Annotated in this window: 17 protein-coding genes and 1 rRNA gene; 16 read left to right on the top strand and 2 right to left on the bottom strand. The window is 44.7% G+C overall.

The features are described 5' to 3' along the window. The first annotated feature begins 100 nt into the window (after positions 1-100). Together nagE and V8G47_RS06865 are read left to right on the top strand one after the other, a co-directional pair. On the top strand, positions 101-1,483 hold the full coding sequence (nagE, locus tag V8G47_RS06870; protein ID WP_261749810.1) for an N-acetylglucosamine-specific PTS transporter subunit IIBC: 1,383 nt from the start codon (positions 101-103) through the stop codon (positions 1,481-1,483). 109 nt (positions 1,484-1,592) lie between these two features. After that, complete coding sequence (locus tag V8G47_RS06865) at positions 1,593-2,318, top strand: GntR family transcriptional regulator (protein WP_336199463.1); 726 nt, start codon at positions 1,593-1,595, stop codon at positions 2,316-2,318. 47 nt (positions 2,319-2,365) lie between these two features. Here V8G47_RS06865 and V8G47_RS06860 read toward each other — a convergent pair whose 3' ends face one another. Then, positions 2,366-3,109, bottom strand: coding sequence for an SIS domain-containing protein (locus V8G47_RS06860; RefSeq protein ID WP_336199618.1), 744 nt, complete (start codon positions 3,107-3,109; stop codon positions 2,366-2,368). A 129-nt stretch (positions 3,110-3,238) separates the two neighbouring features. Here V8G47_RS06860 and V8G47_RS06855 point away from each other — a divergent pair, with 129 nt between their 5' ends. From V8G47_RS06855 to V8G47_RS06805, 11 genes are all read left to right on the top strand, one after another. Beyond that, positions 3,239-4,063 (top strand): PRD domain-containing protein, encoded by an 825-nt coding sequence (locus tag V8G47_RS06855; RefSeq protein WP_336199462.1) that lies wholly within the window; start codon positions 3,239-3,241, stop codon positions 4,061-4,063. Positions 4,064-4,264: 201 nt separating this feature from the next. Then, complete coding sequence (locus V8G47_RS06850) at positions 4,265-5,638, top strand: sucrose-specific PTS transporter subunit IIBC (RefSeq protein ID WP_336199461.1); 1,374 nt, start codon at positions 4,265-4,267, stop codon at positions 5,636-5,638. 89 nt (positions 5,639-5,727) lie between these two features. Continuing rightward, positions 5,728-6,684 (top strand): aminoimidazole riboside kinase, encoded by a 957-nt coding sequence (locus tag V8G47_RS06845; protein ID WP_336199460.1) that lies wholly within the window; start codon positions 5,728-5,730, stop codon positions 6,682-6,684. Then, entirely contained in the window at positions 6,684-8,141 is a 1,458-nt protein-coding gene (locus V8G47_RS06840; protein WP_336199459.1) for a sucrose-6-phosphate hydrolase, read from the top strand. The genes V8G47_RS06845 and V8G47_RS06840 overlap by 1 nt, the downstream gene beginning before the upstream one ends. 94 nt (positions 8,142-8,235) lie before the next feature. Then, positions 8,236-9,057, top strand: a complete 822-nt coding sequence (locus V8G47_RS06835; RefSeq protein WP_336199458.1) for a Cof-type HAD-IIB family hydrolase — start codon at positions 8,236-8,238, stop codon at positions 9,055-9,057. A 92-nt stretch (positions 9,058-9,149) separates the two neighbouring features. Further along, positions 9,150-10,067, top strand: a complete 918-nt coding sequence (locus V8G47_RS06830) for an ABC transporter permease subunit (RefSeq protein ID WP_336199457.1) — start codon at positions 9,150-9,152, stop codon at positions 10,065-10,067. Between the two features lies 1 nt (position 10,068). Continuing rightward, positions 10,069-11,079: an ABC transporter permease gene (locus V8G47_RS06825; protein WP_336199456.1), complete on the top strand. Its 1,011-nt coding sequence runs from the start codon at positions 10,069-10,071 to the stop codon at positions 11,077-11,079. A 418-nt stretch (positions 11,080-11,497) separates the two neighbouring features. Beyond that, positions 11,498-13,477 carry an LTA synthase family protein gene (locus tag V8G47_RS06820; protein WP_336199455.1) on the top strand — a complete coding sequence of 660 codons (1,980 nt, stop codon included), beginning with the start codon at positions 11,498-11,500 and terminating at the stop codon, positions 13,475-13,477. 331 nt (positions 13,478-13,808) lie between these two features. Then, positions 13,809-14,561, top strand: a complete 753-nt coding sequence (locus V8G47_RS06815) for a DeoR/GlpR family DNA-binding transcription regulator (RefSeq protein ID WP_336199617.1) — start codon at positions 13,809-13,811, stop codon at positions 14,559-14,561. Next, complete coding sequence (gene pfkB, locus V8G47_RS06810) at positions 14,558-15,469, top strand: 1-phosphofructokinase (protein WP_336199454.1); 912 nt, start codon at positions 14,558-14,560, stop codon at positions 15,467-15,469. Before V8G47_RS06815 ends, pfkB begins: the two co-directional genes overlap by 4 nt. Positions 15,470-15,483: 14 nt before the next feature. Further along, positions 15,484-17,355, top strand: coding sequence for a PTS fructose transporter subunit IIABC (locus V8G47_RS06805; protein WP_336199453.1), 1,872 nt, complete (start codon positions 15,484-15,486; stop codon positions 17,353-17,355). Between the two features lie 50 nt (positions 17,356-17,405). Here V8G47_RS06805 and V8G47_RS06800 read toward each other — a convergent pair whose 3' ends face one another. Further along, the gene (locus V8G47_RS06800) at positions 17,406-18,098 is read right to left on the bottom strand and encodes an MgtC/SapB family protein (RefSeq protein ID WP_159362634.1); all 693 of its coding nucleotides are present in this window, start codon (positions 18,096-18,098) and stop codon (positions 17,406-17,408) included. Between the two features lie 103 nt (positions 18,099-18,201). Here V8G47_RS06800 and V8G47_RS06795 point away from each other — a divergent pair, with 103 nt between their 5' ends. From V8G47_RS06795 to V8G47_RS06785, 3 genes are all read left to right on the top strand, one after another. Continuing rightward, entirely contained in the window at positions 18,202-19,119 is a 918-nt protein-coding gene (locus V8G47_RS06795; RefSeq protein ID WP_224522095.1) for a DMT family transporter, read from the top strand. Next, positions 19,109-19,666, top strand: a complete 558-nt coding sequence (locus V8G47_RS06790) for a GNAT family N-acetyltransferase (protein WP_336199452.1) — start codon at positions 19,109-19,111, stop codon at positions 19,664-19,666. The genes V8G47_RS06795 and V8G47_RS06790 overlap by 11 nt, the downstream gene beginning before the upstream one ends. A gap of 494 nt (positions 19,667-20,160) precedes the next feature. Then, positions 20,161-20,249: ribosomal RNA gene (locus tag V8G47_RS06785) — 16S ribosomal RNA — on the top strand; the annotation flags it as partial.

Here is a 20,249-nt window from a genome sequence, read left to right as displayed (position 1 = left end):
AAGTCCTCATGAATTAATTGGTATAGACATCTATTCCTTTTTAGTGATATTATTTTTCCTAAGCGCTTTCAAATGAAATGAAATAAAAGGAGAGAATAGTATGTTAGGTTTCTTACAACGAATCGGTAAATCGCTCATGCTTCCCATCGCGGTCCTGCCGGCAGCTGCCTTATTGCTGCGCCTGGGTCAGGATGATCTATTGGGTATCGCGTTCATGTCTGAAGCAGGAGATGCCATATTTAAAAATTTAGCTTTAATCTTTGCGATCGGTGTGGCGATCGGATTTTCGAAAGATGGAAATGGTACAGCCGGATTGGCTGGTGCTATTGGTTATTTGGTACTGACGGGCGGTTTAAAAGCCCTGGATCCCGATTCCAATATGGCGATTTTCGGAGGGATTATATCCGGAGTCGTGGCAGGCTTATTATATAACCGTTACAATGATATTAAACTTCCGGCATGGCTCGGATTTTTTGGAGGCAGACGCTTCGTTCCCATTGTGACGGCTGCATCCATGGTTGTACTCGCAGGGATCTTCGGTATCATCTGGCCACCGATCCAGAGCGGAATCAATTCCATCGGTGAATGGATCATCGGTGCAGGTGCGACGGGAGTGGGTGTGTTCGGCCTGCTGAATCGTCTCCTGATTCCGGTTGGACTGCATCATGTATTGAATACCCTTGTCTGGTTTGAATTCGGTACATTCAAAGATGCAGCGGGTGAAGTCGTGAAAGGGGATATTCCCCGCTTCTTCGCAGGAGATCCTACAGCCGGAACGTTCCAAACCGGCTTCTTCCCGATCATGATGTTCGGTCTTCCGGCAGCGTGTCTTGCCATGATCGTGACAGCAAAAAAACATCTGCGTGCCAATGTAGCAGGGATGTTAATCGGACTCGCCGTCACTTCTTTTTTAACAGGGATCACTGAGCCGATCGAATTCAGCTTCATGTTCTTATCTCCTGTCCTTTACGGGATTCACGCTGTCCTGACAGCGAGCTCTATGGTCGTTACCTATGTACTTGGCATTCATCATGGATTCGGTTTCTCGGCGGGTGCCTTTGATTACATCCTTAATTTCAGTATCGGTCAGAAACCTTGGCTGCTACTCGGAGTCGGGATCCTTTACGGGATCATCTACTTCCTCCTCTTCACTTTCTTGATCAAGAAGTTCAATTTGAAGACTCCGGGTCGTGAAGATGATGAAGATGTGGTGGCACCGGATAAAGGTTCAGGCGGGAATGGTAAGTACGAAATCATGGCTTCTCACTTCCTTAAAGATCTGGGTGGTAAAGAAAATCTGGCTGTCATTGATAACTGTGCCACACGATTACGTCTCGAAATCAATGATGTCACACTGGTAGACGAAAAAGCGTTAAAAGCTCACGGGGCGAAAGGTGTGATGAAGGTGAATAATCGGAACCTTCAAGTCATTGTAGGAACGGATGTAGAATTTGTCGCAGACGAGCTGAGAAAGCTGAAATAAATGGAAAGGGCAGGTTGTGTACACAGTCTGCCCTCATCGCATCGTTGTCTGTTATACACATGCCAGATATAATAAAATAAAACCCGTTAGATCGAAAGGAGAACCGTTCGTGGTTAATAAAAATTCTCCTCTTCCTTTGTATTATCAGTTAGAAGAACACCTTAACCATTTAATACAGTCTGAAGAGCTAAAACCGGGGGACGCCCTGCCATCGGAACGGGAGCTTGCTGAGTCATTTAAAATCAGCAGGATGACCGTTAGACAGGCGATTACCAATCTGGTGAATAAGAATGTCTTATATAGAGAAAAAGGGCGGGGCACATTCGTCTCCCATCGGAAAATCGAACAAAGCCTCCAAGGACTGACAAGCTTTAGCGAAGATATGAAAAGCAGGGGACTCGAGCCAGGCAATAAATTATTGCATTTCGAAATTTCTCCGGCATCGGAGGATATTCGGGAGCTTCTTTCTCTGGAGGAAGAAGAACTTGTGTATACGATGAAGCGGATCCGCCTTGCAAACGGCGAACCGATGGCCTTGGAGGCGAGTTATATACCCGTCAGGCTGCTTCCTGGATTGAATCAGGAAATATTGGAGAAATCCCTGTACCATTATATCGAAAGAGAGTTGAACCTTCACATCAGTCATGCCACCCAATCGGTGGAAGCAGCTCTTGTGACAGAAGCGGATACGAAGCATCTCAAGGTGAAAAGCGGGGAGCCGGTGCTCTTCATCCAACGGGATTCATTCCTGGAAGATGGAACCCCTTTTGAATTGGTACGATCCGTTTATCGGGCGGATAAATATAAGTTTAAGATCAACCTGGACAGAATGTGAAAAAAGAGCAGGAACCCATGATGATAGGGTTCCTGCTCCTTTTATGATTACAGTCCTTTTGTTAAAAGGGGGATCCGCATTCGGTACTTCTCGATCAGCTTTTCGTTATGATCACCCGCACCGTCCACGTTTCCACTTATGAAGATAGGCGGCTTATATCCTTTATCCGCCATATGTTCGATGGCACCGGCCATGATGTTATTCAAAATTGCAGCTCCGATGACGGTTGATGAAGGTGAAAATGGAACCGCCACCCGTTCGTGGGTCATAACAGCGTCCCCTACGACGGAGTGGTTGTTAATGGCAAGATCCACCACTTCACTAAGGAATTTCCCGCTCGGGTGCCTGGATGTTTCTTTTTCAACATAGTCAAAGGAACTGATGGAAGCGACATAGGTACTGTTTTCCTTTGCATAAAGGGCCACGTCGATAGGGACAGGGTTCTTTCCTGAGGTGGAGAGAACGATCACCACGTCTTGAGGCTGGATGTCCTGACCACTCATGAACTCAGACGCATACCCTTCCGCTTTTTCTAATTGAGAAGAGCGTACGGCGCCTTCGTGAAGCATGAGGGGCTCGATCAAAATCGGGTTGATCGGAACCAGTCCACCTGCCCTGTAGAACACCTCTTCAGAGAGGATGTGAGAGTGGCCGCACCCGAAAAGGTGGATGATGCCGTCTTGTTGGATGCAGGAAGAAATGCGCTGGGCAAGAATGGCCATTTTGTCTCCTTCTTCCGTTTGCACCACGTGAAGTATTTCCTGGATTTTTTTAAAATATGTAGGTATCATTCTGTTCCCGCTTTCCGTTTTTCTTTCAGCATACCATGTATCAAGAAAATGTTGTATCGCCACACTTATCTTGTTATCTATCCTTCAACTCGTGTAACATAAGGGTAATGAACCGTACGGAGGATAGGTATGCGCATTTTTAAAATACTGAACAACAATGCTGTCGTAGTGGTGGATGGACCCCAGGAGAAGATTGTGATGGGAAGTGGGATTGCCTTTCAGAAAAAGAGGAATGATATCATCCCAAAGAATAAAATTGAGAAGATTTTTGTCCTTCATGAGCAATCATCAGAGAAATTCCAGCAGCTCCTCGCTACCTTACCGGAGGAGCATATTGAAATCGCTGAAAACATCATTAGCTATGCAGAAGGTCATCTGAATGCACCTTTAAGCGATCATATCCATATCGCTTTGACGGATCACCTTTCATTTGCATTGGAAAGGCTTCAACAGGGGATCCCCATTCAAAATAAGTTGTTGAACGAAATCAAGCTGCTTTATAAAAAAGAGTATGAAGTGGGTTTATGGGCAAAGGCGGAAATCAACGAAAAACTGGGCATTGAAATCCCCGATGATGAGGCAGCTCACATCGCCCTCCACATCCATACGGCGAAGATGGATGCACCGTCCATGAGTGAATCGTTGAAGCAGGCAACGATCTTGAGAGATTTTGTGGAACAGGTAGAATCCATCTTGTCCATAGAGGTAGAGGAGTCGAGCATCAACTATCAACGGTTGATTACCCACCTCCGTTTTGCTTTGGACAGGATCGAACAGGGGGACCAATTTGATCCAATTGATGAGGATATGCTTGACCTCATTCAATTGAAGTACGTGCAGGCGTATGAATGTTCTGAACAAATTGCCGGGTACCTGGAGGAAGAATACGGCATTCAGTTCCCGCCATCTGAGGTCGCGTATATCGCTCTTCATATTCAGCGTTTGTTAAAGTGAATGGGTTGACGGTATCGCTTTCATCTTGTAGAATGAACTCAAGTTAATTTCATACAGTAGGATTGTTACTGATCATGCAGGCAAGACCTAGAATCTTTAAGACGATAACGGTAAGCGTCTCTCTTTGACCTACCTCTATCTTCTTAAGGGTACTGGGTCTTTTTTTATTGATTTTCTTTAAAAAAACAGGAGGGATTCTTAATGAATTATCGTGAAGTGGCTGAACAGCTTGTCCCTTTATTGGGCGGTAAAAATAATGTAGTGAGCGCCACGCATTGTGCGACACGTCTGCGACTCGTCATCGATGACGAAAGTCAGGTACAAAAGAGCGCCATCGAGGAATTAGATGGGGTGAAGGGGGCATTCTCAAGCTCCGGACAGTTCCAGGTCATCTTCGGGACCGGGAATGTAAACAAAGTATTTGAACATTTTGCACCGCTTGTCGGCGCTGCGATTGATGAAAAGTCACCAACAGGTGAGACACATAGTGATGCAGCGAAACGGAAGATGAACCCGTTCGCCCGTTTTGCCCGTACACTTTCTAATATTTTTGTTCCGATCATCCCGGCCATCGTAGCGGCTGGTATGTTGATGGGGTTACTTGGCCTCATGAAAACGTATGAATGGGTGGATCCTGAAAGCGGTCTATTCGTCATGCTCGATATGTTTTCTTCTGCAGCGTTTATCATTCTGCCAATCCTGATCGGGATGAGTGCCGCGAAGGAATTTGGCGCAAATGGTTACTTAGGTGCGGTCATCGGGGGAATTATGACCCACCCTGCATTACTCAACCCCTGGGGGCTTGCAGATGCACAGCCGTCCACACTTGATTTCTTCGGATTCGGTGTTGAAATGCTCGGGTATCAGGGAACAGTCATTCCAGTATTATTAACGGTTTATGTGATGGCAAAGGTTGAAAAGGGATTACGCAAAGTGGTGCCAAATGCCGTTGACTTACTGGTTACACCTTTCTTAACCGTTATCTTTACAGGTTTTACGGCCTTGCTTATCGTGGGCCCACTTGGACGAGTTCTTGGTAATGGAATCACAACGGTCCTGGATGTTGTCTACAATACTGCGGGTCCGATCGCTGGACTTATCTTCGGTGGATTATATTCAACCATTGTATTGACCGGCGTACATCACAGCTTCCATGCCATCGAAGCTGAGCTGTTATCAAATATCGGCGGGAACTACTTGCTTCCGATCTGGGCCATGGCTAACGTTGCTCAGGGTGGGGCGACACTGGCTGTCTTCTTCAGAACGAAAAACAAGAAAACGAAGGAGATCGCTGTACCTGCAGCGGTATCTGCTTTCCTTGGAATTACAGAACCGGCCATCTTCGGAGTGAATTTAAAGCATCGTCGACCATTTATCGGAGCGGCAATCGGTGGTGCACTTGGTGGCGCGTACGTCGTATTCACCCATGTGATGGCGAATGGAATCGGACTCACTGGTATTCCGATGTTTGCCATTGCCCAGGATCCGCTTAATTATGGAATCGGATTTGTCATCGCAGTGGCAGGTGCCTTCATTGCCACATTACTGCTTGGCTGGAAGGAAGAAACAAAATAATGAGGACTACTCTTCCTTACCGGTCACCTTGACTGGTAAGGATTTGCTATATTTAAGATAAGCCTAGATGAAACAAGGAGGAACCAGATATGAAAGAGGGAATCATTTCGTTGGGAGAAGCATTGATCGACTTCATCCCGCTGGACGAAAACAATAGTACTTTTCAAAAAAGTCCCGGAGGAGCTCCTGCCAATGTAGCCGTCGGACTGGCTAGGTTAGGTGCAAAATCTACTTTCCTCGGGAAAGTGGGTAACGATGTATTGGGGAGGTTCCTGAAAGAAACCCTTCAGGATTATGGGGTCAGGACCCATCACATGCTTCTGACTCCTGACGTTCGTACAGGAGTCGTTTTTGTCACAAATGGAGAAGGCGGCGAGCGCAGTTTCGACTTTTATATCGACCCGAGCGCCGACCGATTCCTTGAAGTGGAAGAGATAGACGAAGAGGATTTCCTTTCCCATAGGATCCTTCACTTTGGTTCGATTTCCATGATCAGCTCTCCGTCAAAGGAAGCGACGCATCATGCGGTAACAGTCGCGAAAGAGAATGGTTTATTGGTGTCGTATGATCCGAATTTACGATTGGGATTATGGGATTCCGAAGAAAACGCCCGAGATACAATCAAAAGTATGCTTTCGGAAAGTGATGTTGTGAAGATGTCCGAGGAAGAACTCGAATTCATTACAGGAGAAAAAGAGATTGAAGCCGGGATCAGGAAGCTGACATCCTATCATATCCCATTCTTGATCATCACGATGGGAGCAGAAGGAAGTTATGTATGCGTAGGGGATGATCGACAATATGTTCCGGCCATGAAGGTGAAAGCCGTGGATACCACAGGAGCCGGCGATGCGTTCGTCTCGGGGATTCTATACTCACTTCATGAATATAAGGGAAGCATAGAGTCACTATCTATTGCAGAAGCAGCCGGCATGGCCAGGTTTGCTTCCGTGTCAGGGGCACTTGCTGCCTCCACCAAAGGAGCGATGACGGCCCTTCCCTCCCTGGAGGAAGTCAGCCTTCATCTGAAAAAGGGGGAAGTGTGATGTCAAGGGATGAACAGCTGCGAAGAGCAGCCTATGAAGAAATGGAAAAGCATAAGGATGTGGTAGAGAAAGATCCATACCGCCTCCATTATCACCTCATGCCTCCAGTTGGCTTATTAAATGATCCAAACGGGTTCATCCAATTCAAAGGCACGTACCATGTGTACTATCAATGGATGCCCTTCAAGACAGGACACGGGGCAAAGTTCTGGGGACATTACTCTTCAAACGATTTTGTTAATTGGACCCATGAAGAAATCGCCCTCACCCCATCAGAATGGTATGAAAAAAACGGCTGTTACTCAGGCAGCGCCATCGAACACGATGGGAAAATCTATGCCTACTATACAGGGAATGTAAAGGACGAAGAAGGAAACCGGGAAACGTATCAGTGCCTGGCGATTTCAGAAGAAAGCCTTCATTTTGACAAAAGAGGACCTGTCGTTCATCTGCCGGACGGATTTACGGCCCATTTCCGCGATCCGAAAGTGTGGGAACAGGATGGAGCCTTCTTTATGGTGGTCGGTGCCCAGACACGGGAGCTAAAAGGTGCCGTCGCATTGTTCCGGTCGGATGACCTCGAGAATTGGGACTATCAAGGTGTCCTGACAGGAGGGGGAGAAGGCAGGCTTGCTGACTTCGGTTATATGTTTGAATGCCCCGACCTGTTTCCGTTAGGAGAGCGTGATATCCTTATCTTCTCACCCCAGGGGATCGAGGCTTCCGGCATGAAGTATCAGAATGTATATCAGGCAGGCTATGTGGCCGGACAATTCGATTCAGCAACAGGTACATTCGAACATGGGGAGTTTGAAGAATTGGACAGGGGGTTCGACTTCTATGCACCTCAAACGACATTGGACGACAAAGGCAGACGTATCCTGTTTGCCTGGATGAGTGTACCTGATCAAAACGATCAGGATCATCCCACCATTGAACATAAATGGCTTCATACCATGACTCTCCCCCGGGAACTGAAACTTGTGGACGGTAAGGTGAGGCAGGTTCCTCTTGAAGAAATGGAGGATTTAAGAGTCGGACCAGCCATCCAGGTCAATGTGGAATTAAATAGAGAAACCCGCGTGCTTAATGCTGTGAAGGGAAAAGCATTTGAGATGGAGATAACGGATCTGTCTATGACTGAAGGCTGGTTTGATTTAACGGTCGGTGATGGAATCAGATTTGTTTATTCTTCAGGGGAACAGACCGTGACTCTTGAGCGTAAAAGCTATGTGAATGGAGTGGTCGAGAAGCGTCAATGTTCAGTGAAGCAACTAAATTCACTAAGGGTATTTGTCGACACATCTTCCATTGAAGTATTCGTCAATGAAGGAGAGGAAACATTTACAGCCCGATTCTACCCATCACCAAACAATGATACGGTCCGGTTTGAAACGTCACATCAGGCTGTTTTTACCATTAGAAAGTGGGATCTGAAACATGTAAACTTGAAATAGACTGTCATTCTGGCGGTCTATTTTCTTTTTCATTATGAATGTAGATGTTATAGTAAGATAATATAAAATTGGATTTCCTGAAAGGATGTTCTTTATGAGCTATAAAATGATTGTACTTGATTTAGATGATACATTATTACGGGACGACCAAACAATTTCAGCACGCACGAAAGACGCACTCATACAGGCACAGGAAGCCGGAGTGAAAGTTGTCCTTGCATCTGGACGTCCAACCCAGGGAATGCGTTGGATTGCGGAAGAATTGAAACTTGAGCATTACGGAAGCTACATTCTACCTTTCAACGGATCGAAAATCATAGACTGCAAGACAAATGAAGAGAAATACAGCAGAACCCTTACAGCTGAAACGGCTCATTCCTTATATGATATAAGTAAGCGTGAAGATGTAGGTATTCTGACCTATGCAGAAGACGCCATTATAGTAGAAGAAACGAATCCATTCGCTTCCATAGAAAGTGACCTGACTGGCCTGCCGGTGAAGGTCGTTCCGGATTTTAAGGAAGCGATCAAAGGACCGGTCGTGAAAGCTCTTATGCTGAAAGAAGCCGATCATCTGGCGGAAGTGGAGAAAAAGCTCCAGGCCGAGCTTGATGGTGAACTCAGCGTGATGCGTTCAAAGCCATTCTTCCTGGAATTCACCCAGCTGGGTGTCACAAAGGGAGCAAGCCTTGACTATCTGATCAAACCAATGGGAATCAAGCCCGAGGAAGTCATTGCCATCGGGGACAGCTACAATGATCTGACCATGATTGAATTTGCCGGCCTCGGAGTCGCCATGGGTAACGCCCCGGATGACATTAAGGAGAAGGCGGATTACGTTACAGCTTCCAATATGGAAGACGGAGTAGCAGAAGTGGTCGAAACATTTGTGTTGAATGAATTGTCCAAAATCTGATTGTAATAGGACCGGAGACCATTTAGGGGCTCCGGTCATTTTTTTGACAGATTTAAAGAAATAGGGAAAAAATGTATATAACCTCCATTTCTATGATACTATTAAAAGTAACAATTAAACCGGAGGACAGAGTGTTGAAATTTATAGGTGGCATAGTAGTGAAATTCCTATTATCGATCATAGGGATCATTTTTATAGGTGGCCTGCCCGTCCTCCTTTCGGGTATTGACGAGCGGGAATTGAGATTGCAGGCGTACTGGCAATCGGTAAAAGAAATCGTATATGCCCTGTTTCACGCCGGGGATTTAACATATAAAGTAATCGGTGGAGAGCAGGAACGTGCCCTGTTTCCTTATTTATGGGAGCCGATCTTCTATTCACTGATCATTTTATTTTCCGCTTTTCTTCTCGCAAGCGTCTTAAGCATCCTCCTCACGATCTTCACCATGCTGTTTTCACAAAAAAAACGAAATCGAATCAAATTCTTCCTATATCTATTCGAATCGATACCGGATGTTCTGGTCATCTTGCTTTCTCAGCTTCTTGTTCTCTTCCTGTATAAGCAGACAGGCATCCTGTTGTTTGAAATTGCTTCCGTGGCGACGGAAAAGGCGTATCTTCTTCCTATCCTTGTGTTGGCGGTTTTGCCGACGGTCCAGCTGTTCAGGATTTCAATCCTTTCGTTTGAAAGGGAAGAAGGAAAAGACTATGTGACACTGGCTCAATCAATCGGTTTGGGGAAACTGGTGATTTTAACATTCCATATATTAAGGAATGCCGTCATCTCCGTTTTTTTTCAATCAAAGAAAACGGTATGGTTCATGCTGTCGAATTTATTCGTCCTCGAGCTTTTGTTCAATATCGCCGGGATTACACGTTTCCTGAAGTCGACGTTACAGCCGAAGATGTTTACCATCGCCATTCTTTCGATTTTCATTCCTCTGTTTGTCTTTTATACGGTGGGAGAAATGATTCTCTCTAAAAAAGCCAACAAGGGGGAGGAAATTTAATATGAAGAAAAGCGTATGGAGAAACCCGTTCTTTCTTATTGGATTCACCTTTATTTTTGTCATGATTGCGTCAAGCTTCATATATTCATTTGTATGGGGGAATGAGGTCAGAAGATTGTATTTTATCTCTGTAGAAGGAGTGGTCGTGGAATCTTCGCCTATTTCACCGAAGTGGTTATTTCCATTCGGAACCGACGCCCAGGGCCTTGACATGCTCGGTAAAATTATCATCGGGGCCAAATATACAATCTTAACGGCCTTTGTGATTGCCTTCTTACGGGTATTTTTATCGATTCCCCTCGGTTTGATACTGGGAACCTTTTTGATGAAGTACAAGAAGTACGTCAATGACTGGATCGATTCCTTCCACTACATCCCTTTGACGATTCTTGCGTATTTTTTGCTGGAGCCGGTCCTTTGGGAACCGTTCGAAGGATTTTCCACTTCCATCGTGGAGCGGTTCATCATTGAAATTCTCATATTAACCTTCCTTATCGTCCCGATCCTGTCTGCGCTCCTGGGAAATGAAGTGTCTTTAGTGTACAGGCAGGAATTCATCTTGAGTGCGAAAACACTGGGTGCAGGGAAGTGGAGGATCATCTTTAAGCATATCTTACCTTCCATGAAAGAAAAGCTCGTGATTTTACTGGGGCAGCAATTCATGCAAACACTTGTCATCTTCATACATCTGGGGCTGCTCACCTTATTCCTGGGTGGAACAGACGTGGACTATCAGATGGTACATGACCCGCCAAGATCGATTACGTATGAATGGTCCGGCCTGATAGGCGATTCCTTCCGTTATCTACAAGGGGCACCGTGGATCCCGTTGACGCCGATCCTGTTTTTTTCTGCAACAATGCTATCGGTTTCGTTCATGATCGAAGGATATGTCCAGGCAACGAGCGGACAATCCTACTATAAAAAGAAATTCAAAGCGGCCTACCGCCAATCGACGGAAATCAAAGTGAAAGAGCTCGATAAATCCGATTTTCAAAAGGTAAATATGTAAGGGTGGAGCATAATAAAGGGGAATGCACTTAACTTACTGGTAATAATTTCATCGGACATTTATGTTTTACGTAAAGATTTATGGGGAATTAGTTTACACTGAGCAAACAAAACACGGATATTTTTAACATTGGTAGTATATTCAACCACCATAGTGGGAATATATGGTCCGTTCACTTCTTGTTCAAAATTCCTCAACCCTTGTCAAATAGGGATTCTGCACCGTAATCAGCAGCGTTTGTCGAATCCCCATGAAATATTTTTGATACATTTACCGCAAATTGTTATACACATGAAATCAATTTTTGTTATAATACTCGTTGTTGATTCGATTGGATTTACATTCGCTTAACAATTTCTTAATCAATTTACGTTTATAAGTGCTACAAATTAAATACATTTAAAAAAGGTGATGAAGTATGAACTTCTTTAAAAGACAGTTTGAAGATATGCGCACTGGGAAGTTATCGTTCTTCTTTACAGTCGTCGTATTATTTTGGATCAAGACCTACGCGGTATATTTAGCTGAATTCAATCTCGGAATACAAAATGCGCTTCAGCATTTTCTTTTATTTTTTAACCCATTAAGTTCAGCGCTCCTATTCTTTGCTCTGGCATTATTCTGGAAAGGAAAGGGACGGTATATTGCATTCATCGTCATTAACTTCCTGATGTCCTTTGTCCTTTATGCCAACGTCGTCTACTATCGTTTCTTTAATGACTTCATTACAGTTCCGGTATTACTTCAGGCGAAGACGAATAACGGACTTGGCGGAAGTGCACTGGAACTATTGAGTCCTATCGATATCCTGTACTTCTCTGACCTGTTCATTATCATCGGACTGATGATTATGAAGAAAGTGAAACCACAGGAAAAATTACGCTTCCGTTCAGTATTCGCGGTCATGACATCAGCAGTCCTTGTGTTCTTATTGAACCTTGGCCTTGCAGAGATCGACCGTCCGGAACTATTGACACGAAGCTTTGACCGTAACTATCTTGTGAAGTATCTTGGTACTCACAACTTTACGATTTATGATGTGATCCAGAACTCTAAGACATCTGCCAAGCGTGCCCTGGCAGACAGCAATGAAGTATCAGAAGTAGAGAACTATGTGAAAGCAAATAAAGTGGATCCGAACCCTGACTATTACGGTAAAGCAAAAGGGAAAAACGTCATTTATGTATCGATGGAATCCCTGCAAAACTTTGTGATCGGGAAAGAAATCGATGGGCAAGAAGTAACACCATTCCTTAACTCCCTAGTGGAAAAAGAAGATGCGATCTATTTCGATAACTTCTTCCACCAGACGGGTCAAGGTAAGACTTCCGATGCCGAGTTCATCATGGAAAATGGATTATTCGGTTTACCACAGGGTGCCGTTTTCATGACGAACGCCAATAACACGTTACAATCAGCACCTGGAATCTTAAAAGGTGAAGGATATACTTCAGCTGCGTTCCACGGAAACTATAAAACGTTCTGGAACCGGTCTGAAATGTATCGTACGATGGGATATGATGAATTCTACGATGCAACGTATTATGATATGAGTAAACCGGAAGAACAGCTTCCTTATGGATTAAAGGATAAGCCGTTCTTTGAAGAATCCATGCCGATGCTTGAAAAATTACCACAGCCGTTCTATGCGAAATTCATTTCACTATCGAACCACTTCCCGTTCGATCGTCATGAGAATGATACAGACTTTGAACCGGGTCAATATGGCGATGGAGTAGTGAACCGCTATTTCCAAACGGCTCATTATATGGATTCTGCATTGGAACAATTCTTTAATGATCTGAAAGAAAGTGGACTATATGATGATACCGTCATCGTCCTTTACGGTGATCACTATGGTATTTCTGAAAACCACAATCGAGCAATGGAACAAGTCACAGGCGAAGAAATCACAGATTTCAAAAATGCTCAGCTTCAACGTGTTCCTTTATTCATCATTGCTCCAGGAGTAAAAGGTGAAGTCAACCACACATACGGTGGTCAAGTGGATGTCCGTGAAACAGTATTCAACCTTCTTGGTGTGGATAACAAGGACTTCATCAGTTTCGGTCAGGACTTACTGTCCAAAGATCGTAAACAAATCGTACCGTTCCGTAATGGTGACGTCATCACACCTGAGTACTCTGATATCAAAGGAGTATGCTATGATAACGAAACGGGTCAACCTGTAGAAGAAGAAAGCAACGCATGTGAAGAAGCGTCTAAAGAAGCTACAAAGCGTCTCGAGCTTTCAGATAAAGTAGTTTACGAAGACTTGCTTCGTTTCTACAAGCCAGAAGGCTATAAACAAATCGATCGTTCAGATTATCAATATATAAACCCGAATCCGAAAAGCACAGAAAATCCTGAAGCTTCTCACGAAGAATCTCACGAGTAATTCGGGAATAGTAAGCCAGTCCTTTCACCATGATGGTGAAGGGGCTGGTTTTTTTGTTGTGGGGAGGGGTGGTTCGTTCAGCTGCTGATTATTTGTTGAAAATCAGCAGCTGAAAAGTGGAAGGATTTCAACAGGAGAAAACACCGACGATTTTGCCTGTCAAATATATAGTCGAATTTAACATGCAAACCAAAACCCCGCTCACTAACCAATGCTCACTTCTGAATGAATTTTGATTGGTTATGATTGTTTTTGATTAAAAATGATTGATTTTTGTAACCGTTATCATTATAATAAAGGTAACAAACGATCGGAGAAGGTAGGAGAGACCATGTTAACCGAGGAACGTCATCGAGTCATTTTAGACTTATTGAAGGAGAAGGATGCGATTAAGATCCAGGATATCGTGGATGCAACGAATGCTTCAGAGTCAACGATTCGCAGGGACTTAACACAGCTTGAACAGGAAAAGTTCCTGAAAAGGGTCCATGGCGGGGCGTCAAAGCTGCAGGGGAAATTGAAGGAATTGAGCGTTTCTGAAAAATCATCCAAAAGCCTTCATGAGAAACAGGTAATCGGCCGTTACGCAGCCTCTCTGGTGGAAGAAGGGGATTGCATCTATCTTGATGCCGGTACGACGACCTTGAGTTTGATCGATTATCTTCCTGAAAAAGATATTGTCGTCGTCACGAATGGATTGACCCATGTGGAAGCCCTGCTTCAGAAGGGAATCAAAACCTATATGATCGGTGGGCACGTCAAGCCCGTAACGAGAGCGATGGTCGGTAGTGGGGCGTTGGATTCCATTCGTCAATACCGGTTTGATAAAGCATTTATGGGGGCAAACGGCGTGCATGCACAATATGGATTCACCACGCCTGATCCTGAAGAGGCCCAGGTGAAGCGCATGGCCATCGAGTTATCAAGAGAAGCGATGTTTCTTGCCGACGATTCGAAATTTGGAGAGATTGCTTTCAGTAAAATAGTCGATCTCGACAAAGCGGTGATCATCACGAACAATTTGGATGAAGAACATGATTCGGCGATGAAGAATCAAACTACGATAAAGGTTGTGACAACATGATTTATACATTAACACTGAACCCTTCCGTGGATTACATTATGGAACTCGACTCCTTTCATAAGGGCGGTCTTAACCGAAGCAATGCAGAAAGTGCCTTTCCAGGTGGGAAGGGAATCAATGTTTCCCGCGTTTTACACATATTGAACGTGGATAGTGTGGCTCTTGGATTTGCAGGGGGATATACGGGGGAGTACATTAAACAATTTTTGAACCAAGAGAATATCAGAACAGAGTTTGTCGGGGTAAAGGAAGCCTCTCGCATAAACGTCAAAGTGAAGGCGGATGATGAGACCGAAATAAACGGAAGCGGCCCTTCCATCAGCGATAAGCATATCCGGGAGCTCCTCGAGCAAATTTCTTCCTTGACGGCAGATGACATGATTGTGCTTGCAGGAAGCATACCTGGTTCGGTTCCGAAAACATTTTATCAGGAGATTGCCGCGCAGTGTCAAAAGCAAGGGACGAAAGTGATCATTGATGCTGAGAAAAAATTGATCGAACCCGTCCTGCCTTTAAAGCCATTCCTCATCAAGCCGAATCATCATGAGCTCGGGGAAATGTTTGATGTAGAGATCGACTCTATCGAAAAAGGAGTACATTACGGAAAGAAACTCAAAAATACCGGTGTGGAAAACGTGATGGTATCCATGGCTGAAAAAGGTGCACTACTGCTGACTGATGATAAGGTGTTTTATTCTTCTGTACCTAAAGGGGAATTGAAAAGCTCGGTCGGTGCAGGGGATTCAACGGTCGCCGGATTCCTTGCCGGCCTGTCGAGGGGATGGAGCGTGAAGGATTCGTTCCGCTTGGGTACCTCAGCCGGATCGGCGACTGCCTATTCCATTGGTCTCTGTTCATCTGAACACGTGGATAGTTTATTCGAAGACATTCAGATTACAAACATATAGAGGGGGAATTCAAAATGAGAATAACGGAATTACTGACAAAAGATACAATTCAGCTTCATGTGTCTTCTCATTCGAAAAACGGAGTCATAGACGAGTTGGTATCCGTTTTGGATCAAAGTGGTAAATTGCAGGACCGTGATGAATTCAAGAAAGCAATCCTTAATCGGGAAGCACAGAGTACAACGGGGATCGGGGAAGGGATTGCGATTCCCCATGCGAAAACATCCGCTGTGAAATCACCTGCGATTGCCTTCGGTAAATCAGAAGAGGGTGTTGATTATGAATCTCTTGATGGCGAACCAGCTCATTTGTTCTTCATGATTGCTGCGACTGAAGGAGCGAATCAAACCCATTTAGAAGCGCTCAGTCGCCTATCGTCCATGCTGATGGATATGGACGTCCGGAAAGCACTGTTGAACGCGGGTACAAAAGAAGAGGTATTGGAAATCATCAATGCCCATGATGGTGAGGAAGAAGAAGAGACAACGGTTGAAACGTCTGCTCCGGGTGGGAAAATCCTTGCCGTAACGGCATGTCCCACAGGGATCGCTCATACGTATATGGCAGCCGACGCTTTAAAGGCTAAGGCGAAAACGATGGATGTGAACCTGAAGGTAGAGACGAATGGTTCAGGAGGGGCGAAGAACGTCCTGACACAAGAGGACATTGAAAGTGCCGTAGCCATCATTGTCGCAGCTGACACAAAAGTGGAAATGAACCGGTTCAAAGGAAAACACGTCATCGAAGTCCCGGTGGCCGAAGCGATCAGACGCCCTGAAGAACTATTGAATCAAGCCATGACACAGGATGCTCCGGTATATAAAGGGGGGGAGCAGGAGAAAGATTCCGACAAGGGCTCTGAGAAAAAGCAAAAATCAGGATTCTATAAGCATCTTATGAATGGTGTATCCAACATGCTTCCATTTGTGGTAGGGGGAGGGATCCTGATTGCCATCTCATTCTTATTCGGCATCCAGTCAGCGAACCCTGATTCTCCCGAGTACAATGAGTTTGCAGCGATCTTGAATACGATCGGTGGAGGCAATGCCTTTTACCTGATGGTTCCAGTCCTTGCAGGATTCATTGCTATGAGTATTGCCGACAGACCGGGATTTGCCCCTGGTATGGTGGGCGGATTGATTGCGGCAACGGGTCAAAGTGGATTCTTAGGCGGAATCATTGCCGGTTTCTTAGCCGGTTATGTCGTACTTGGAATCAAACGTTTAACGAAGAATTTTCCTTCCGCACTGGAAGGAATCAAGCCGGTACTCATTTATCCGTTACTTGGTATTTTCATTACAGGTGTGATCATGCTTCAGTTCCTGGTTGAACCCCTTAGTGCCGTCAATACAGGTATACAGAACTGGCTTGACGGCTTGGGAACAGGGAACTTGATATTGCTTGGGTTGATCCTGGGTGGAATGATGGCTGTTGACATGGGAGGTCCCATCAATAAAGCGGCCTTTACATTTGGTATCGCCATGATAGAAGGCGGTAACCTGGCTCCCCATGCGGCCATCATGGCAGGAGGGATGGTTCCTCCATTAGGACTTGCCTTGGCTACAACATTATTTAAGAAGAAGTTCAATGATAATGAGCGGAAAGCGGGTATTGCAGCTTACTTTATGGGCGCTTCCTTTATCACAGAAGGAGCGATTCCATTTGCAGCAGCGGATCCCTTCCGTGTCATTCCTTCGATTGTGACGGGATCTGCGATCGCAGGGGCGCTGACCATGTTCTTCGGGATCGGTTTACCAGCACCTCATGGAGGATTATTCGTCTTCCCTGTAGTGGAAGGAAATCCGTTCTTATATCTACTGGCGGTTCTGATCGGGTCCGTCATCACAGCGCTGATGGTAGGCTTCTTGAAGAAACCTGTAAAATAGAGAAGGACAAATAAAAGAACGAGGGGATTTTCCCTCGTTCTTTCTTGCGTTTATAAGCTCTCAATCTCTACATCCTTGATTCCTTCTATCTCTGAAATGGTGTAGTAAATGTCTACCGTCTTTTTCCTGAAATCGACAATGATTTTTAATTCTAATAGATGGTGCTGATTCTTTAAGTCTTTGATCCGGATATTTTCAATGGTGATTTCTTCGGCTTTGATTTTCTCAATGATCGACTTGATCTCCTTCTTCTCGGCTATCGTAGCGCGAAGGGACAATTCTTTTTCCCTCAGACGTTTTGGGCCTAAGTAAGTAATGATGACCGGGACCACTTCTACGGATACGATCAAAAGGATGACCCCTGCAGTTGCTTCGAAATAAAAGCCTGCACCGACGGCTATCCCTATTCCTGCTGCCCCCCAAATCATCGCGGCAGTGGTCAAACCTGAAATACTATCGTTCCCTTTGCGAAGGATGACACCTGCTCCGAGGAAGCCGATACCCGAAACAATCTGAGCGGCTAATCGAAGCGGGTCCATAGTGATATTCACTTTGTCCGATCCTTCAGAAAGATAGGCGGATTCCATGGACACAATCGTCAATAAACAACTCACAATACATATGACAAGGGACGTCTTCAGTCCTACAGGCTTTCTCTTTAATTCCCTCTCAAGACCTATGATCAATCCCAATACGGCTGAAACACCGAGTTTTATCAAGAATGTCGTATCTAATAGCTCCATCCATCCCCCTCCAATCCTTCCAGACTGCAAAAAATTCATGTAGTAATTCCATTCGTCTGATTATAAAATAGAGCAATGAACAACTTATATCAGGAGGTCTGTCATGTCGGATGCGAAAGTGAATCCATACCTTATACTTGCTATCGGAGTCATCTCCGTTTCTACCTCTGCCATCTTAGTGAAGGTATCGAGTGCGCCCTCAGGCATTTTGGCATTTTACCGGCTATTTTTCACCGTTCTTCTTATGTCCCCGGTATTTTTCTTAAAGTATGTGAAGGAATTGAAACTTATTACTCTGAGAGATTGGATGTTTTCGATTTTAGCCGGTGTATTCCTGGCGTTTCATTTCATCCTTTGGTTTGAATCCCTGCACTACACCTCGGTCGCAAGTTCCACCGTGCTTGTCACACTGCAACCGTTATTTGCTTTTATCGGTGCGTACCTGTTCTTTCAGGAGAAGTTAACGGCAAAGGCTTTATTATCCGCTGTCTTAGCCGTTGCAGGGAGCTTCATCATCAGCTGGGGCGACTTCCGGATAAGCGGAAGCGCTCTTTGGGGAGATATATTGGCTTTGATTGCATGCGCCCTTATCACGGGATACCTCTTATTCGGGCAGACAATCAGAAAGCGGCTGTCTCTAATGACCTATACGTACCTCGTTTATGTCATAAGCTCTATCGTATTATTGCTCTATGTCTTTATTCAATCGGAAAGCCTGGGACCTTACCCGAAGGAAGATTGGATTTATTTCATTCTTCTTGCCATCATCCCGACTCTACTCGGCCATACATTGTTTAATTGGTCCCTGAAGTGGTTAAGTACCTCGACGATCTCCATGGCCATCCTCTTTGAACCAATCGGTGCATCCCTTCTGGCCTATTGGTTGTTAGGGGAAAAAGTGCTGATGACTCAGGTGCTGGGCGGCATGGTCATTATGACCGGTGTGACCCTTTTCTTAATAGAAGAAAGAAAACTGAAAAAGCTTACCCAAGCCAGTGAGGTGAAGACGGATGCACTATAGAAAGGCAGAGTTACAAGACGCTGGGAAGCTCGCTTACGTACATGTGCATAGCTGGAGGACCACCTACCGGGGAATCGTCTCAGAAGATTACCTGGAGTCTTTATCATTAGTCGAAAGAGAAGAAAGATGGATCAGAATTCTATCCGATTCTCATCATACGTATGTATGTGAATCGGATGAAGGGGAAATCCTCGGCTTTGTTTCATTTGGAAAAGAGCGTACTGGTAAATGTGAAGGAGAGTTGTACGCCATCTATCTGTTGAAAGATCATCAAGGGAAGGGCATTGGGAAGGCGTTATTTGAGATCGCCAGGGGAGAGCTCCGGAACATGGGTTTCAACTCGATGTGGATTTGGGTGTTGAAAGAGAACCCGTCTAAATACTTTTACCATAAATATAATCCTGCACTGATAAAGGAAGAAACACTGACAATAGGAAATGAACGGCACCGGGAAAGGGGTTGCTGTTGGACCTCAATCAAAAAGACTAAGGAGCGAGGGCCCCTTAGTCTTTTTGATGGCATCGGACTTAAGAAAATACGTATGTAAACCCGGAAAATACAAATGCCATGACAACGGAAAAAATGAAGGTCAGTCCCCTTACAGGAGCAGTACTTTCACATATCTTAAGGGCCTGTACATAAGAATACGCAAATAAATACACGGCCATAATGAAAGATAGATATAGTGCAACGGTTGTAAGCATGTCTGGAAAATCCCCTTTCAGAATGCGTAGTACTCATGTATATGGGGAATATCCGTTTATCAGAACATGCGCGAGATTAAATATATTTTTAAGTTTTCCTTAAAAATATATTGCAATAGCATTAACAGCGTGTTATATTAATAAACGTCGCTGATACAGCAAACAACATTAACGAAAAACAAATGAAAAAAGTTGTTGACGCGAAAGTGCAAAACATGATATATTAATAAAGTCGCTTCTTGGACGAGCGATAAACATTGAACCTTGAAAACTGAACAAAACAAGACAATACGTCAACGTTAATTCTAGATTTATTTTTAAAGAGCTATTCAAACTTTTATCGGAGAGTTTGATCCTGGCTCAGGACGAACGCTGGCGGCGTGCCTAATACATGCAAGTCGAGCGGATTGATGGGAGCTTGCTCCC

It is taken from the genome of Rossellomorea sp. LJF3, from assembly GCF_037046045.1.
In the GTDB taxonomy this organism is placed as follows: domain Bacteria; phylum Bacillota; class Bacilli; order Bacillales; family Bacillaceae_B; genus Rossellomorea.
Note: the sequence above shows the minus strand (reverse complement) of the source record. Positions and strands in the feature narration are given on the sequence as shown.

Bases quoted from the DNA above. Each gene is read 5' to 3' on its own strand.
- nagE (WP_261749810.1), top strand. From the start codon at position 101: ATGTTAGGTTTCTTACAACGAATCGGTAAATCGCTCATGCTTCCCATC.
- V8G47_RS06860 (WP_336199618.1), bottom strand. From the start codon at position 3,109: ATGATACCTACATATTTTAAAAAAATCCAGGAAATACTTCACGTGGTG.
- V8G47_RS06855 (WP_336199462.1), top strand. From the start codon at position 3,239: ATGCGCATTTTTAAAATACTGAACAACAATGCTGTCGTAGTGGTGGAT.
- V8G47_RS06850 (WP_336199461.1), top strand. From the start codon at position 4,265: ATGAATTATCGTGAAGTGGCTGAACAGCTTGTCCCTTTATTGGGCGGT.
- V8G47_RS06845 (WP_336199460.1), top strand. From the start codon at position 5,728: ATGAAAGAGGGAATCATTTCGTTGGGAGAAGCATTGATCGACTTCATC.
- V8G47_RS06840 (WP_336199459.1), top strand. From the start codon at position 6,684: ATGTCAAGGGATGAACAGCTGCGAAGAGCAGCCTATGAAGAAATGGAA.
- V8G47_RS06835 (WP_336199458.1), top strand. From the start codon at position 8,236: ATGAGCTATAAAATGATTGTACTTGATTTAGATGATACATTATTACGG.
- V8G47_RS06830 (WP_336199457.1), top strand. From the start codon at position 9,150: ATGATACTATTAAAAGTAACAATTAAACCGGAGGACAGAGTGTTGAAA.
- V8G47_RS06825 (WP_336199456.1), top strand. From the start codon at position 10,069: ATGAAGAAAAGCGTATGGAGAAACCCGTTCTTTCTTATTGGATTCACC.
- V8G47_RS06820 (WP_336199455.1), top strand. From the start codon at position 11,498: ATGAACTTCTTTAAAAGACAGTTTGAAGATATGCGCACTGGGAAGTTA.
- V8G47_RS06815 (WP_336199617.1), top strand. From the start codon at position 13,809: ATGTTAACCGAGGAACGTCATCGAGTCATTTTAGACTTATTGAAGGAG.
- pfkB (WP_336199454.1), top strand. From the start codon at position 14,558: ATGATTTATACATTAACACTGAACCCTTCCGTGGATTACATTATGGAA.
- V8G47_RS06805 (WP_336199453.1), top strand. From the start codon at position 15,484: ATGAGAATAACGGAATTACTGACAAAAGATACAATTCAGCTTCATGTG.
- V8G47_RS06800 (WP_159362634.1), bottom strand. From the start codon at position 18,098: ATGGAGCTATTAGATACGACATTCTTGATAAAACTCGGTGTTTCAGCC.
- V8G47_RS06795 (WP_224522095.1), top strand. From the start codon at position 18,202: ATGTCGGATGCGAAAGTGAATCCATACCTTATACTTGCTATCGGAGTC.
- V8G47_RS06790 (WP_336199452.1), top strand. From the start codon at position 19,109: ATGCACTATAGAAAGGCAGAGTTACAAGACGCTGGGAAGCTCGCTTAC.